Genomic DNA, 14,980 nt, shown 5'->3' on the forward strand with positions numbered 1-14,980 from the left:
GATGTGAGGGTGCGGTGGGGCCACGCCCCGGGGCGGGGCCCGGGCGCGGCACCCACCCAACACGACCCCCCCCAACCCCCCCCCCCCCCCCCCCCCCCCCCCCCCCCCCCCCCCCCCCCCCCCCCCTGGGGGGGGGGGGGGCCCCCCCCCCACCCCCCCCCCCCCCCCCCCGGGCTCAGCTCTGCTGCGCCCACCACTCCTTGAGCGCGGCCGCAGCGGCGTCCCGCTCCATCGGCCCATGCTCCAGGCGCTGCTCCAGCAGGAAGCCGTACGCCTTGCCGATCACCGGCCCCGGTCCGACCCCGAGGATCTGCATGATCTCGTTGCCGTCCAGATCGGGGCGGATCGAGTCGAGCTCCTCCTGCTCCTGCAACAGGGCGATGCGCTCCTCCAGCCCGTCATAGGTGCGGGAGAGCGCGTTCGCCTTGCGCTTGTTCCGGGTCGTGCAGTCCGACCGGGTCAGCTTGTGGAGCCGCTCCAGCAGCGGCCCGGCGTCGCGTACGTACCGGCGCACCGCGGAGTCGGTCCACTCGCCGTCGCCGTACCCGTGGAAGCGCAGGTGCAGCTCCACCAGTTTCGACACGTCCTTGACCAGCTCGTTGGAGTACTTGAGCTCGGTCATGCGCTTCTTGGTCATCTTCGCGCCCACCACCTCGTGGTGGTGGAAGGAGACCCGGCCGTCCTTCTCGAACCGGCGGGTCCTCGGCTTGCCGATGTCATGGAGCAGCGCGGCCAGCCGCAGGACGAGGTCGGGACCGTCCTCCTCCAGGTCGATGGCCTGCTCCAGGACGGTCAGCGAGTGCTCGTAGACGTCCTTGTGGCGGTGATGCTCGTCACTTTCCAGGCGCAGCGCGGGAAGCTCGGGCAGTACCTGCTCGGCCAGCCCGGTGTCGACCAGGAGCCCCAGACCCTTGCGCGGGTGCTGGGAGAGCAGGAGCTTGTTGAGTTCGTCGCGGACCCGCTCGGCGGAGACGATGCCGATCCGCGCGGCCATCTCCGTCATGGCGGTGACGACGTCGGGGGCGACCTCGAAGTCGAGCTGCGCGGCGAACCGGGCCGCGCGCAGCATGCGCAGCGGGTCGTCGGAGAAAGAAGCCTCGGGCGTGCCCGGAGTGCGCAGCACCCGCTCGGCGAGGTCCTTCAGGCCTCCGTACGGATCGACGAACTCCTTCTGCGGCAGCGCCACGGCCATCGCGTTGACCGTGAAGTCGCGGCGCACGAGGTCGTCCTCGATGGAGTCGCCGTAGGAGACCTCCGGCTTGCGCGAGGTCCGGTCGTAGGCCTCGGACCGGTAGGTCGTGACCTCGATCTGGTAGCCGTCCTTCTGGGAGCCGACGGTGCCGAAGGCGATTCCGACCTCCCACACCGAGTCGGCCCAGGGCCGGACGATCTTGAGCACGTCCTCGGGTCGGGCATCGGTGGTGAAGTCCAGGTCGTTCCCGAGCCGGCCCAGCAGTGCGTCGCGGACCGAGCCGCCCACCAGCGCCAGACCGAATCCGGCCTCCTGGAATCGGCGGGCGAGGTCGTCGGCGACCGGGGACACCCGCAGCAGCTCACTCACCGCACGGTGCTGCACCTGGCTCAGTGCACTGGCGTTCTCTTCGTTGGCGTTCGGCACAACAGAAAAGGGTACGTGCACGGGCCGGTCGCGGCGTCATCGTTTACGGCAGCCCTGCGGGACACCCGCGATCATGTCCGATGGACCCCAGCACTTCGGCCCGCCGCACCTCGTTACCATGCGGGGACGCAGGACCGAACGACCGACAGCATCTGACGAAGACGAGGGACGGGTAGGCGCGTGGCCGAGGCGGCAGACTTCCAGGGGACTCGTCCCTCTCCTGCCCGCCGGTGGCTCCGGCGCACGGCCTCGGCGGTGCTCGGAGCACCGCTGCTGGCCGGTCTCCTGGCCGTTCCGGCCGCCGGTGCCGCCCCGGCTGCCGAGCCCGCCAAGGCCCCCACGGGCTCCCGCACGGTCGATGTGTCCCTGGACACGCTCACCCCGAGCGTTCCCTCGGAGGACGACACCCTGACCGTCTCCGGAACGCTCACCAACAGGGGCAGGGAGACGATCAGCAGCGGCGAGGTCGACCTGCGGGTCGGACCGCGGCTCACCGGGCGCGGGGAGGTCGACGACGCCGCGAAGCGCTCCGGTTACGTTCCCGGCGCCGACCCGGTCACCGTCGGGGACACGTACACGGTGAAGTTCCCCAAGCTCGCCAGGGGTATCAGCCAGGACTTCACGCTCACCGTGCCCGTCGACAAGCTGGGCCTCAACGACCCGGGCGTCTACCAGCTCGGCGTCTCGGTCTCCGGCCGTACGACCACCGTCCCCTACGAGCAGGTGCTGGGCATCGAGCGCTCGTTCCTGCCCTGGCAGCCCGAAGCGAGCGACAGCAGGACGAAGCTCACCTTCCTCTGGCCGCTGATCGCCTCCCCCCACGTCACGGCGGAGACCCGCTCTGACGAACAGCAGACCCCCGTGTTCACCGACGACGATCTGGCCAAGGAGCTGGCGCCCGGCGGCCGGCTGGAGCAGATGGTGTCCCTGGGCAGCCGGCTCCCGGTGACCTGGGTCATCGACCCGGACCTCCTGGCGAGCGTCGCGGCGATGGCCGGGACGTACGAGGTCGAGTCGGGTGACACGACCGTCCCCGGCAAGAACCAGGCCGCCGCCAAGCAGTGGCTGACCGCTCTGGAGAAGGTGGTGGAGGACGGCAAGGTGATCGCGCTGCCGTTCGCCGACCCCGATCTGGCCTCCATCGCGCACCGAGGCAAGAACGTCTCCGGAACGCTCAGCCATCTGCAGAAGGCCTCCACGGTGGCCGCGACCACGGTGGAGACCATCCTCCATGTGAAGCCGTCCACCGACTTCGCCTGGCCCGTGAACGGCGCCGTGGACTCCTCCATCGTCGATGTGGCGACCTCGGCGGGCGCCCACAACGTCATCGCGCGCAGCGACAGCTTCGGGGAGACAGCAGGCCTTCCCTACACGCCGACCGCGGCGCGGCCGATCGGCGGGGGGACCACCGCGGTCGTCGCGGACGCCAGGCTGTCGACCCTGTTCGACGGCGACATGTCGAGGGCGGGCGCCTCCACCCTCGCGGTCCAGAAGTTCCTCGCCCAGACCCTCGCGCTGACCGAGCAGGCGCCGGACAACGAGCGCAGCATCGTCGTGGCCCCGCCGCGGATGCCCACCACCGCGCAGGCCCAGACGATGGCCCGCGCACTGGAGGGCCTGTCGGGCGACCGCTGGACGCAGCCCCTCGACCTCGTCGCCGCCGCCGAGGTGAAGCCCGACCCGAGGGCCACCGCCAAGGTCCCCCCGGCCTCCGCGTACCCGAAGAAGCTCCGCGCCCAGGAACTGCCCACACAGGCGTTCCAGGACATCCGCACCACCCAGGGCTCCCTCGACAGCTTCGAGACGATCCTGACGCAGCCCGAGCGCGTGGTGACGCCCTTCGGCAACGCCGTCAACCGCTCGATGTCGACGTCCTGGCGCGGACGGTCCCTGGAGGCGCAGCAGTACCGGGACGCGGTCCGCGACTACCTCCAGGGCCTCACCTCCGAAGTGCAGCTCATCGAGAAGTCCGACGTCACCCTCTCCGGGCGCAGCGCGACGATCCCGGTCACCGTGCAGAACAAGCTGGTGCAGGGTGTGGACCGGCTGGTTCTCCAGCTGACCTCGGACAACATCCGGCTCAAGTTCAACGACGACGGATCCACCGCCGAGCTGCCGGTCAGCATCGCGGGCGGGCACAGCCAGTCCGTGAAGTTCGACACGGCGACCAGCGCCAACGGCCGGGCCCAGGTGACCGCCCGGCTGTTCACGGAGGACGGCACGCCGTACGGCGAGGAGATGACCTTCACCGTCAAGGTCTCCGAGGTCACGCCCACCGTGCTGCTCGTGATCGCCGGCGGACTGCTGCTCCTGGTGCTGGCCGGCATCAGGATGTACACGCACCGCAAGCGCGCCGTGGCAAGCGACACGGCGGACGGCAACGGCGACGGACCCGAGCAGCCGAGTGACCCGACTCCGGACACCGGTCCGGAAAGCGGGGCCCCGTCGGGAACGGGTGAGAAAGTGGACCGTTGAGCGATGTCTGTCGTGGCCGGTCGGCCGGGGACGATGAGGTAGGGGTTTCGATGAACGCGCCGTACGACGGTGACCGCGGGCAGGGCGCGGGCGGAGCAGCGTCTCCGGGCGGGCCTCCGGTTCCCCCGGGCGCGGGCCAGGACGGCTCCGTGCCGCCGGACCCGTACCTCCAGCAACCGGACCCGTACCTCCAGCACGCCTACGACGACGATCCCTACCGGGCGCAGGACCTGACCGCCCAGGACCCGGTGGGCGAGGCGCTCTACGACCGGGCAGCCCACCCGCCGCCGCCTCCCGGCACCTACCAGGAGCCGGCGCCGCTCTACCAGCAGCCGCCCCCCGCTCCGTACGCCCCGGACCCGCGCATCTGGGCCCAGACCCCGCCCCCCGAACCGGCGGGGCCCTCCCGGCACCTGCCGTACGGGGACCGCCCGGCGACCACACAGTTCGTCGGCGTCGACGACCTCGTCACCCAGGCATCGGACGACCGGCAGGAGCCGGACGCCTTCGCCCACCTCTTCCGGGACCAGGAAGGATCGGGGAAGCCTCCGGTACCGCCCCAGCCCGAACCGGCTCCGGCACCCGCGGCCGCGAAGGGCGGCGGCGGCAAGGTCTCCGGACTCCTCAAGTCCAGCGCGGTCATGGCCGCCGGCACCCTCGTCTCCCGGCTCACCGGATTCGTCCGGTCCCTGGTGATCACCGCCGCCCTCGGCGCCGCGATGCTCGGCGACAGCTTCACCATCGCGTACACCTTGCCGACGATGATCTACATCCTCACCGTCGGCGGCGGCCTGAACTCGGTCTTCGTCCCTCAGCTCGTCCGCGCCATGAAGGACGACGAGGACGGCGGCGAGGCCTTCGCCAACCGGCTGCTGACCCTGGTGATGGTCGCGCTCGGCCTGATCGTCGCCGCCGCGGTCCTCGTCGCACCGGTGCTGATCCAGCTGATGTCCAGCACGATCGCCGACGACGTGGCCGCCAACAGCGTGGCCGTCACCTTCGCCCGGTACTGCCTGCCCACCATCTTCTTCATGGGCGTGCACGTGGTGATGGGCCAGATCCTCAACGCCCGCGGCAAGTTCGGCGCGATGATGTGGACCCCGGTCCTCAACAACATCGTCATGATCATCACGTTCGGGCTGTTCATCTGGGTCTACGGCACCTCTGCCGAATCGCAGATGGGCGTCGACACCATCCCGCCGGAGGGCGTCCGGCTGCTCGGCATCGGCACCCTGCTCGGACTCGTCGTCCAGGCCCTGGCGATGATCCCCTACCTGCGCGAGACGGGCTTCCGCTTCCGCCCCCGGTTCGACTGGAAGGGCCACGGGCTCGGCAAGACCGTCAAGCTGGCCAAGTGGACCGTGCTCTTCGTCCTGGCCAACCAGGCGGGCGTCCTGGTCGTCACGCAGCTCGCCACGGCGGCCGGCACGGCCTCGGGCCACGACGGCACCGGATTCCTGGCCTACTCCAACGCCCAGCTGATCTGGGGCATGCCGCAGGCCATCATCACCGTCTCCGTCATGGCCGCGCTGCTGCCCCGCATCTCCCGCGCCGCCCATGACAACGACCCGGGCGCGGTCCGCGACGACATCTCGCAGGGACTGCGCAACTCGGCCGTCGCCATCGTGCCGGTCGCCTTCACCTTCCTCGCGCTGGGCCTGCCGATGGCCACCCTGCTGTACGCCTCCAGCGGCATCGAGGCCGCCCGCTCCATGGGCTTCATCCTCATGGCCTTCGCGCTCGGCCTGATCCCGTACTCCGTGCAGTACGTCGTCCTCCGCGGGTTCTACGCCTACGAGGACACCCGCACCCCCTTCTACAACACGGTCATCGTGGCCGCCGTCAACGCCGCCGCCTCCGCGCTCTGTTACGTCGTCCTGCCCGCGCGCTGGGCGGTCGTCGGCATGGCCTTCTCCTACGGCCTGGCCTACGCGGTCGGCGTCGGCGTCGCCTGGCGCCGGCTCCGCAACCGGCTGGGCGGCGACCTGGACGGCGCGCACATCGTCCGGACCTACGCCCGTCTCTGCATGGCCGCGGTGCCCGCCGCCCTGGTCGGCGGCGCCGTCGGATTCGGGATCCTGGAACTGGTCGGCACGGGCGCCCTCGGCTCCCTGGCCGCGCTGATCTGCGGCGGCGCCCTCCTCCTGGGCATCTTCTTCGTCGCGGCGAAGAAGATGCGCATCGAAGAGGTCAACGGCCTGGTCGGCATGGTCCGTGGACGGCTCGGACGCTGAATGAGCACCCGCCCGCACAACCATCGCCGCACTCCGCGTGTCGTGCATAGCGCCGGAGTGTGGGCACAATTGGCGTGACTGTGCAGAGCTGGCTGGCATCGCGCAACGGATGGGGAGGCAGGAACGACGGTGGCGGAACGTAGCACGGCTGCCGTCGACGTGGCCGACAACAGCGGCGACGAGCCGCTGACCGCCAAGGCGGACGAGGCCACGACCGACGGGACGGCGCAAGCCGAGGACACCAAGGGCGCGAGCCCCAAGGACACCGAGAACACGGACGGTGGGCGGGAGCGTTCCGAGGCCGTCCCGGCCTCACCCGATCTGCACAGCGGTCACAAACTCGCCGGGCGCTACCGCCTGGAGGAGTGCGTCACCCGTCTGGACGGCTTCAGCAGCTGGCGCGCGGTCGACGAGAAGCTCCGCCGCGCGGTGGGCGTCCACCTGCTGCCCGCGGACCACCCGCGGGCCCGTTCGGTACTGGCCGCCGCCCGCTCCTCGGCCCTGCTCGGCGACCCCCGCTTCGTCCAGGTCCTGGACGCCGTCGAGGAGAACGACCTCGTCTACGTGGTCCACGAATGGCTGCCGGACGCCACCGAGCTCACCGCTCTGCTGGCCACCGGGCCGATGGAGGCCCACGACGCCTACCAGCTCGTCAGCCAGCTCTCCCAAGCGATGGCCGCCGCCCACCGCGAGGGCCTCTCCCATCTGCGTCTCACCCCCGGCGCGGTCCTGCGCAGCTCCACCGGGCAGTACCGCATCCGCGGCCTCGCCGTGAATGCCGCGCTGCGCGGCATCACCGCCGAACGCCCCCTCCGTACGGACACCGAGGCCATCGGCGCCCTCCTGTACGCCGCGCTGACCCACCGCTGGCCGTACGGTGACGACGCCCACGGGCTCACCGGGCTGCCCAAGGGCATGGGGCTCATCGCCCCGGACCAGGTCCGGGCGGGCGTCCACCGCGGCCTCTCCGAGCTCGCCATGCGGGCGCTCGCCAACGACGGCGCCACCGCCTCCCGGCAGGAACCGCCCTGCACCACCCCGGACGAGCTCGCCAAGGCCGTCGCCGCCATGCCGCGCATCCTTCCGCCGGAGCCCACGTTCACCGCTCCGCCGGCGTACCAGCGCACGACCTATCAGCAGGGCACGTACGGGCGCCCGTCCTCCCACCCGTCGGCCGCGGCCCAGCCCGTGATGCCGGTCCCTCCGGCCCCCCTGCAGAGCCGTACCGGACGCGTGCTCAAGTGGACCGTCTCGGCACTCCTCATCGCCGCGCTGGGCCTCGGCAGCTGGCAGCTCGCGGAGGCGCTGCTCGACCGGACCAAGGGCTCCGACGACACCGGCGTCACCGAGCCGAACGAGGACGACAAGAACAAGGACGACAAGCCCGCAGCGTCCGCCGAGCCCCTGGACATCGCCGGCGCCACGGAGTTCATGCCCGACGGCTCCGGAATCAAGCAGGGGGAGGTGGCGAACACCGTGGACGGCAACCAGGGAACGCACTGGGTCACCCCGCGGTACGAGGGCTTCGCCAACTTCGGCAACCTCCCCCAGCGCAAGCAGGGCAGCGGCATCGTCGTCGACCTCGGCAAGGTGCGGGACGTCTCCGGAGTCGATGTGTCCATGTACCGCAGCGGGCAGACGACGACCGTCTCCGCCGCGTCCCCGGACGCATCGTCCCCGTCCACGACGGCCGACTTCGACCAGCAGATCGTCAAGCGGACGGTCGCGGGGTCGACGCTCAAGGAAACGATCGACGAGCCCGTCCGTACGCGCTACGTCCTCATCCACATCACGGAACTCCCCTCGGACGGCACGGGCGGCTACCGCGGCGGCATCACCGACATCTCCGTCCTCGGCTGATCCACGGGCCGGTACGGAATCACGGGCCGGTGCGGTCCACCCGTACCGGCCCGTGATCACCGCCCCACCCGCCCGTTACTGTGGGGCGGACCGCCCGGCGCACCGAGCGCCCGCGACGACAAGGGTTGCGGCCGTCACACCCGTGACGGCAGGCTTCTCCCCGTCGCACCGCTTCATCGGGCGCGGCCCATGACATCTGATCCGGTTCGGAGGGGGAGCACGGTGGATTCCGTTCCACCTGAGGCACCGAGCGACTCGGACCTGCTCGCCCGGCATGTGGCGGGCGACCCCGACGCCTTCGGTGAACTCGTACGCCGCCACCGCGACCGGCTCTGGGCCGTGGCGCTGCGCACCCTGGGGGACAGGGAGGAAGCCGCCGACGCCGTCCAGGACGCCCTCGTCAAGGCCTTCCGCGCCGCCCACACCTTCCGCGGCCAGTCGGCCGTCACCACCTGGCTGCACCGGATCACCGTCAACGCCTGCCTCGACCGGGTCCGCAAGGCCGCCTCCCGCAAGACGTCCCCCGTGGACGACGCCGAACGGCTCGACCAGCTCCTGGAGCCCCACGAATCGGCCGAGGAGCCCGCCGTGCGGCAGGACCTCCACCGCCAGCTCCAGGAAGCCCTGAACACGCTGCCCGCCGAGCAGCGGGCCGCCTTGGTCCTCGTCGACATGCAGGGCTACCCCGTGGCGGAGGCCGCCCGCATCCTGGAAGTGCCGACCGGCACCGTGAAAAGCCGGTGCGCCCGGGGCCGGGCGAGACTGGCCCCCCTGGTCCGCCATCTGCGCGCGGAAACCGGGGGACAGACCCCCGGCGAGGAGAACGACGCGGGCGGAAGGAACCGGACGCCCGGAGCATCCGTCCCACCTGCGTCAGGCCCCAGAGACGCAGGAGCAAGCGATCCTGCCGCGACGAAGGGAGGAGGTGGGCGCCCGTGACATCCACGGCCGACACGGCTCAGCACCCGGAGGTCTCCGAGATCTCCGATCTCACCGAGGGGCTGCTCTCCCCTTCCCGGGCGGCGGAAGTCCGGCAGCACCTCGCGGAATGCGACCTCTGCGCAGAGGTCCAGGACTCCCTGGAGGAAATCCGGGGCCTGCTCGGGACGATGCCCGCCCCCGAGCCGATGCCCGAGGACATCGCCGCCCGCATCGACGCGGCTCTCGCGGCGGAGGCCCGCCCCGCAGCTCCCACCGACGACAAGCCGGTCGTTGTTTCACGTGAAACAACGACCGAGGAGGACGCGACGACCAGCAGGACGGCGAGCGGATCCACTTCCGGGAGCGGCAGCGCTACGGCCCCGGACCGCCCTGCGGGCCGGTCCTCCGCCGCGACCGGGCCAGGCCGTCGGCCCGCACGCCGTCGCAAGCGCGCCGTGGTCCTCGGCACCGCGTTCGGCGCCGCGGTCATCGGGATGAGCGTCTTCTTCCTGCAGTCCGTCGCACCGTCCGGCGATGCGGCCAAGTCGGTCACCGATGGCGGAGTCAGCGCTGCGGACAGCAGCGCGCCCGCTTACGCGGACGGCACTCTCGAAGCCCAGGTGCAGGACCTCCTCGGCGACGAGGCGAGCCAGAAGAGCCCGGGCGTCAAGAAGGTGCCGCCGGAGGCGGACACGAAGTCGTCGAGCGAGGCCCTCACCCCGGAGGCCGAGCCGTCCAGGAGCCCCATGAAGGCTCCCGTCGTCGCCGTGCCCCCCTGTGTGCAGAAGGCCACCGGCCGCACCACGGCGGCCCTCGCCCTCGACGAGGGGACGTACCGGGGAACGGACGCCTATCTCGTCGTCCTTCCGAACGCGAGCGACTCCTCACGCGTCCAGGCCTACGTCGTGGCCTCCTCCTGCGTGGACACCGCCCCGGAGTCTTCCGGTCAGCTGCTGCTCACACGCTCTTACAACCGCCCCTGAAGGCCGTCCGCGACCGCCGCGGCATGTTCGGGAATGCATCAGCCGTAGGATCCGTTGGGTGGGGTGAGAGTCGTTGACCGACCCCCGTAGGCAGTTAGGCAGTCTGCAGAAACGAGGAAGAAACCCGTGAGCGACGTCCGTAATGTGATCATCATCGGCTCCGGACCGGCCGGGTACACCGCCGCGCTGTACACCGCCCGCGCGTCGCTGAACCCGTTGGTCTTCGAGGGCGCCGTCACGGCCGGCGGTGCGCTGATGAACACCACCGACGTGGAGAACTTCCCCGGCTTCCAGGACGGCATCATGGGCCCCGAGCTCATGGACAACATGCGGGCCCAGGCCGAGCGCTTCGGCGCCGAGCTGATCCCCGACGACGTCGTCGCGGTCGACCTCACCGGTGACATCAAGACCGTCACCGACACCGCGGGCACCGTTCACCGTGCCAAGGCGGTCATCGTCACCACCGGCTCTCAGCACCGCAAGCTCGGACTGCCCAACGAGGACGCCCTCTCCGGACGCGGCGTCTCCTGGTGCGCCACCTGCGACGGCTTCTTCTTCAAGGACCACGACATCGCCGTGATCGGCGGCGGGGACACCGCGATGGAGGAGGCGACCTTCCTCTCCCGCTTCGCCAAGTCCGTCACGATCGTCCACCGCCGTGACACCCTGCGTGCCTCCAAGGCCATGCAGGACCGGGCCTTCGCCGACCCGAAGATCAAGTTCGCCTGGGACAGCGAGGTCGCCGAGGTCAAGGGCGACCAGAAGCTCTCCGGTCTGACCCTGCGCAGCACCAAGACCGGCGAGACGTCCGAGCTCCCCGTGACCGGACTGTTCATCGCCGTCGGCCACGACCCGCGCACCGAGCTCTTCAAGGGCCAGCTGGAGCTCGACGACGAGGGGTACCTGAAGGTCGAGGCGCCCTCCACCCGGACCAACCTGCCCGGCGTGTTCGGCGCCGGAGACGTGGTCGACCACACCTATCGTCAGGCCATCACGGCCGCGGGCACCGGATGCTCCGCCGCCCTGGACGCCGAGCGCTTCCTCGCGGCCCTCGCCGACGCCGAGCCCGCCGAGCCGGAGAAGACCCCGGCCGTCTGAACGTCCGCACCGCACCCCCACCACCCCGAGAGACTAAGGAGGCCGCCGTGGCCGGCGACCTGAAGCACGTTACGGATGACACCTTCGACGAGGTCGTCCTCAAGAGCGACAAGCCCGTTCTGGTGGACTTCTGGGCTGCCTGGTGCGGCCCGTGCCGCCAGATCGCCCCCTCGCTCCAGGCGATCGCGGAAGAGCACGGCGACCAGATCGAGATCGTCAAGCTCAACATCGACGAGAACCCGGCCACCGCCGCCAAGTACGGCGTGATGTCCATCCCCACCCTGAACGTCTACCAGGGCGGCGAGGTCGCCAAGACCATCGTCGGCGCCAAGCCGAAGGCCGCGATCCTCCGCGACCTCGAAGGCTTCATCAGCGCCTGACCGCGCAGCGGCGCTCCGGCGCAATGTTTCACGTGAAACGGGCCCACCCCGCGAAGGGGGGGGGCCCGTTTCGCATGGGCGGCCGGGAACCTTCACGGCAGCCGGGAAGCTGCCCGGCCTCACAAGGGCCGCAGCACCGGTTCCTTCTGGACCGCCCCCAGAAGACGGTCGAGCGCCATCTCCACGTCTTCCTTCCAGGAGAGCGTCGTCCGCAGCTCCAGTCTCAGCCGTGGGTATACGGGATGCGGCCGCACGGTCTTGAAGCCGACGGCCAGCAGATGGTCTGCGGGGAGGACGCAGGTGGCCTGCTCGGGCCTCGCGTCACCGAACGCCTCGATCGCCTTGAAGCCCCGGCGCAGCACATCCTTGGCCACCGTCTGCACCATGACCCGGCCAAGGCCCTGGCCCTGGTACTCGGGAATGATCAGACCGGTGATGAGCTGGACGGCATCGGGGGAGACCGGGCTGGTCGGGAACGCCGTCGAGCGGGGAACGTACGCGGGCGGGGCATAGAGCACGAAGCCGACCGGCACATCGTCCACGTAGACCACCCGGCCGCAGGAGCCCCACTCCAGGAGAACCGCGGAGATCCAGGCTTCCTTCTCCAGCTCCGGCTTGCCCGCCTCTACCGCGGCTTCCCCACTGACCGGGTCAAGCTCCCAGAAGACACACGAGCGGCAACGCCCGGGGAGATCCGGAAGGTTGTCCAGGGTGAGTGGTACGAGCCGACGCCCCATGACGGCGATTCCTCACTTCCTTCGCCCGCCGCACCACGTGCGGCCGCCAGCACGCTCCGTTCATGGAACAGACTGCCGACGAATCCCCCGACGGCGCCCAGGCCGAGCCCGACCGTGACGAGCCGACTGCGGCTCACTCTTCGCAAGGCCCCCGCCCTCCTCTGAGGTCGATCACCGTGGATGCGCCGTCCCAGAACGCATCGTATCCACCCAGAGGTGATGCGGATACCGAGAGAGGGCAAAGGGCGGGCCGTGTTCCGGTATGCACCGGCGCACGGCCCGCCCTTTGCTCAAACCCTGCGGATCAGCTCTCGTCGTCCTCCTCGGACGTCTCGGCGAGCCGACGCTCCAGCACCCGGCCCTCGCCCGGGGCGAGACTGCCGAGGATCCGGTCCAGGTCCTCCATCGAGGCGAACTCGACGACGATCTTGCCCTTCTTCTGCCCCAGGTCGACCTTCACCCGGGTCTCGAAGCGGTCGGACAGGCGGGTCGCCAGGTCGGTCAGGGCGGGGGACAGACGACCACCGGCCCTCGGCCCCTTGGGCTTCGGAGAACTCGTGGGGCGCGAGCCCATCAGCGTCACGATCTCCTCGACCGCACGCACCGAAAGCCCCTCGGCCACGATGCGGTGGGCCAGCCGGTCCTGCTCATCGGAGTCGTCCACGGACAGCAGGGCCCGGGCATGACCGGCGGAGAGCACGCCTGCGGCGACCCGACGCTGCACCGGCGGCGAAAGCCGCAGGAGCCTCAGCGTGTTCGTCACCTGCGGACGGGAGCGGCCGATCCGGTCGGCCAGCTGGTCATGGGTGCACTTGAAGTCCTTGAGCAGCTGGTCGTACGCAGCGGCCTCTTCCAGCGGGTTCAGCTGAGCCCGGTGGAGGTTCTCCAGCAGCGCGTCCAGCAGCAGCTTCTCGTCGTCCGTGGCGCGGACGATGGTGGGGATCCGCTCCAGGCCCGCTTCGCGGCAGGCCCTCCACCGACGCTCACCCATGATGAGCTCGTAATTGTCCGGGCCCACCTTGCGGACGACGACCGGCTGGAGAAGGCCGACCTCCTTGATGGAGACGACCAGCTCGGCCAGCGCGTCCTCGTCGAAGACCTCACGCGGCTGGCGCGGGTTCGGGGTGATCGTCCCGATCGGCAGCTCGGCGAAGTACACACCGGACGTCCCGGCATCCTGCTCGGAACGGTTCTCCGGGGCGGACGCCGGCTCCGGCACCACCGGGGAGGACGGCAGCGCCGTCACCTTCGCGGCGGCCACCCCACGCTCCGCCGTCAGCACCGGACCCGTACCGGACGACGCCCCGCCGGATCCGGGCGCCGGCACCTGCTTCTCCTGGGGAGCGGCGGGGATCAGCGCACCGAGCCCACGCCCCAGTCCTCTACGACGCTCACTCACTGAAGGCCCTCCGAAACGTTCTGGCTGTTCTGACTGCTCGTGTGGGCGTGCTGAGCCTCGTAGTGCACCCCGGCACCCCGCAGGGCGATCTCCCGGGCGGCTTCGAGATACGAGAGCGAGCCGCTGGATCCCGGGTCGTACGTCAACACGGTCTGCCCGTAGCTCGGCGCCTCCGAGATGCGCACCGATCGCGGGATGCTCGTCCGCAGCACTTCCTTGCCGAAGTGAGTACGGACCTCCTCGGCTACCTGGGAGGCGAGCCTCGTCCGGCCGTCGTACATCGTCAGCAGGATCGTCGAGACGTGCAGATCCGGATTCAGATGGCCCCGCACCAGGTCGACATTGCGCAGGAGCTGTCCCAGGCCTTCCAGCGCGTAATACTCGCACTGGATGGGGATCAGCACCTCGGCACCGGCCACCAGCGCGTTCACCGTCAGCAGGCCCAGCGAGGGCGGGCAGTCGATGAGGATGTAGTCCAGCGGCTGCTCGTACGCCTGGATGGCCCGCTGAAGCCGGCTCTCCCGTGCCACCAGCGAGACCAGCTCGATCTCCGCACCGGCGAGATCGATGGTCGCGGGCGCACAGAAGAGGCCCTCGACGTCCGGTACGGGCTGGACCACCTCGGAGAGCGGACGGCTCTCCACCAGGACGTCGTAGATCGAGGGAACATCGGCGTGATGATCGATACCCAGAGCCGTGGAGGCGTTGCCCTGCGGGTCGAGGTCGACCACCAGAACGCGCGCACCGTGCAGGGCCAGGGAAGCGGCCAGGTTGACCGTCGTGGTCGTCTTGCCGACCCCGCCCTTCTGGTTGGCCACGACCATCACGCGGGTGCGGTCAGGCCGGGGCAGCCCTTCGCCGGCGCGGCCGAGGGCCTCGACCGCCAGCTGAGCGGCACGGCCGATGGGTGTGTCGTCCATCGGCGGCGGTGTTTCACGTGAAACACCCTCACCCACGGACTCGGTTCGGGGACCGGGGACCGGGTCGGTCATCGGTCCCGCGATGTTGGCGTCGGACCGCAAGGATTCACTCTCCTCGACTTCAGGCTCGCAATGAACAGAGCCTGCCATGCTTTCGGGGTCGTGAACCAGCGAGGCCCGCTGTTCTGTGGATGAATCCGTGCGTGTGGACAACTCGGCAACCCGTCCGGGCTTGGGGGGGGGGGGGGGGGGGGGGGCCCCCCGCCCCCCCCCGGGGGGGGCGGGCGGCCGACGCGGGGGGAGAGGAGCAACAGAAGGCCCGCCCCCCCGCCACAACGGCCCCCCACCCCCCCCC

The 14,980-nt window shown here is 70.6% G+C and carries 11 protein-coding genes; 7 read left to right on the forward strand and 4 right to left on the reverse strand.

What is annotated here, in order from left to right:
• Positions 1–175: 175 nt before the first annotated feature.
• Positions 176–1,618 carry a CCA tRNA nucleotidyltransferase gene (locus JS521_RS01910; protein WP_205080952.1) on the reverse strand — a complete coding sequence of 481 codons (1,443 nt, stop codon included), beginning with the start codon at positions 1,616–1,618 and terminating at the stop codon, positions 176–178.
• Between the two features lie 180 nt (positions 1,619–1,798).
• Between JS521_RS01910 and JS521_RS01915 the strand changes: the two genes are divergently transcribed.
• The 7 genes from JS521_RS01915 to trxA all read left to right on the forward strand — a co-directional run bounded on the left by JS521_RS01915 (position 1,799) and on the right by trxA (position 11,569).
• Positions 1,799–4,093, forward strand: coding sequence for a DUF6049 family protein (locus JS521_RS01915; RefSeq protein WP_205080953.1), 2,295 nt, complete (start codon positions 1,799–1,801; stop codon positions 4,091–4,093).
• Positions 4,094–4,143: 50 nt separating this feature from the next.
• Positions 4,144–6,327, forward strand: coding sequence for a murein biosynthesis integral membrane protein MurJ (murJ, locus tag JS521_RS01920; protein WP_205080954.1), 2,184 nt, complete (start codon positions 4,144–4,146; stop codon positions 6,325–6,327).
• Between the two features lie 129 nt (positions 6,328–6,456).
• Positions 6,457–8,187, forward strand: a complete 1,731-nt coding sequence (locus JS521_RS01925) for a protein kinase family protein (protein WP_205080955.1) — start codon at positions 6,457–6,459, stop codon at positions 8,185–8,187.
• Positions 8,188–8,409: 222 nt separating this feature from the next.
• On the forward strand, positions 8,410–9,126 hold the full coding sequence (gene sigM / locus JS521_RS01930; protein WP_205080956.1) for an RNA polymerase sigma factor SigM: 717 nt from the start codon (positions 8,410–8,412) through the stop codon (positions 9,124–9,126).
• Positions 9,123–10,091, forward strand: coding sequence for an anti-sigma factor family protein (locus tag JS521_RS01935; RefSeq protein WP_205080957.1), 969 nt, complete (start codon positions 9,123–9,125; stop codon positions 10,089–10,091). The genes sigM and JS521_RS01935 overlap by 4 nt, the downstream gene beginning before the upstream one ends.
• 126 nt (positions 10,092–10,217) lie before the next feature.
• Positions 10,218–11,189 (forward strand): thioredoxin-disulfide reductase, encoded by a 972-nt coding sequence (trxB, locus tag JS521_RS01940; protein WP_205080958.1) that lies wholly within the window; start codon positions 10,218–10,220, stop codon positions 11,187–11,189.
• 47 nt (positions 11,190–11,236) lie between these two features.
• A complete protein-coding gene (trxA, locus tag JS521_RS01945; RefSeq protein WP_205080959.1) occupies positions 11,237–11,569 on the forward strand; it encodes a thioredoxin in 333 nt (110 codons plus the stop codon).
• 119 nt (positions 11,570–11,688) lie between these two features.
• Here trxA and JS521_RS01950 read toward each other — a convergent pair whose 3' ends face one another.
• The 3 genes from JS521_RS01950 to JS521_RS01960 form a co-directional block, all read right to left on the reverse strand.
• A complete protein-coding gene (locus JS521_RS01950; RefSeq protein ID WP_205080960.1) occupies positions 11,689–12,306 on the reverse strand; it encodes a GNAT family N-acetyltransferase in 618 nt (205 codons plus the stop codon).
• A gap of 304 nt (positions 12,307–12,610) precedes the next feature.
• Entirely contained in the window at positions 12,611–13,705 is a 1,095-nt protein-coding gene (locus JS521_RS01955) for a ParB/RepB/Spo0J family partition protein (RefSeq protein WP_205080961.1), read from the reverse strand.
• Complete coding sequence (locus tag JS521_RS01960) at positions 13,702–14,775, reverse strand: ParA family protein (protein ID WP_205080962.1); 1,074 nt, start codon at positions 14,773–14,775, stop codon at positions 13,702–13,704. The genes JS521_RS01955 and JS521_RS01960 overlap by 4 nt, the downstream gene beginning before the upstream one ends.
• Positions 14,776–14,980: the final 205 nt, after the last annotated feature.

The sequence above is a fragment of the Streptomyces durocortorensis genome (assembly GCF_016901035.1).
Lineage (GTDB): Bacteria > Actinomycetota > Actinomycetes > Streptomycetales > Streptomycetaceae > Streptomyces > Streptomyces durocortorensis.

Bases quoted from the DNA above. Each gene is read 5' to 3' on its own strand.
- murJ (WP_205080954.1), top strand. From the start codon at position 4,144: ATGAACGCGCCGTACGACGGTGACCGCGGGCAGGGCGCGGGCGGAGCA.
- JS521_RS01960 (WP_205080962.1), bottom strand. From the start codon at position 14,775: ATGGCAGGCTCTGTTCATTGCGAGCCTGAAGTCGAGGAGAGTGAATCC.
- JS521_RS01950 (WP_205080960.1), bottom strand. From the start codon at position 12,306: ATGGGGCGTCGGCTCGTACCACTCACCCTGGACAACCTTCCGGATCTC.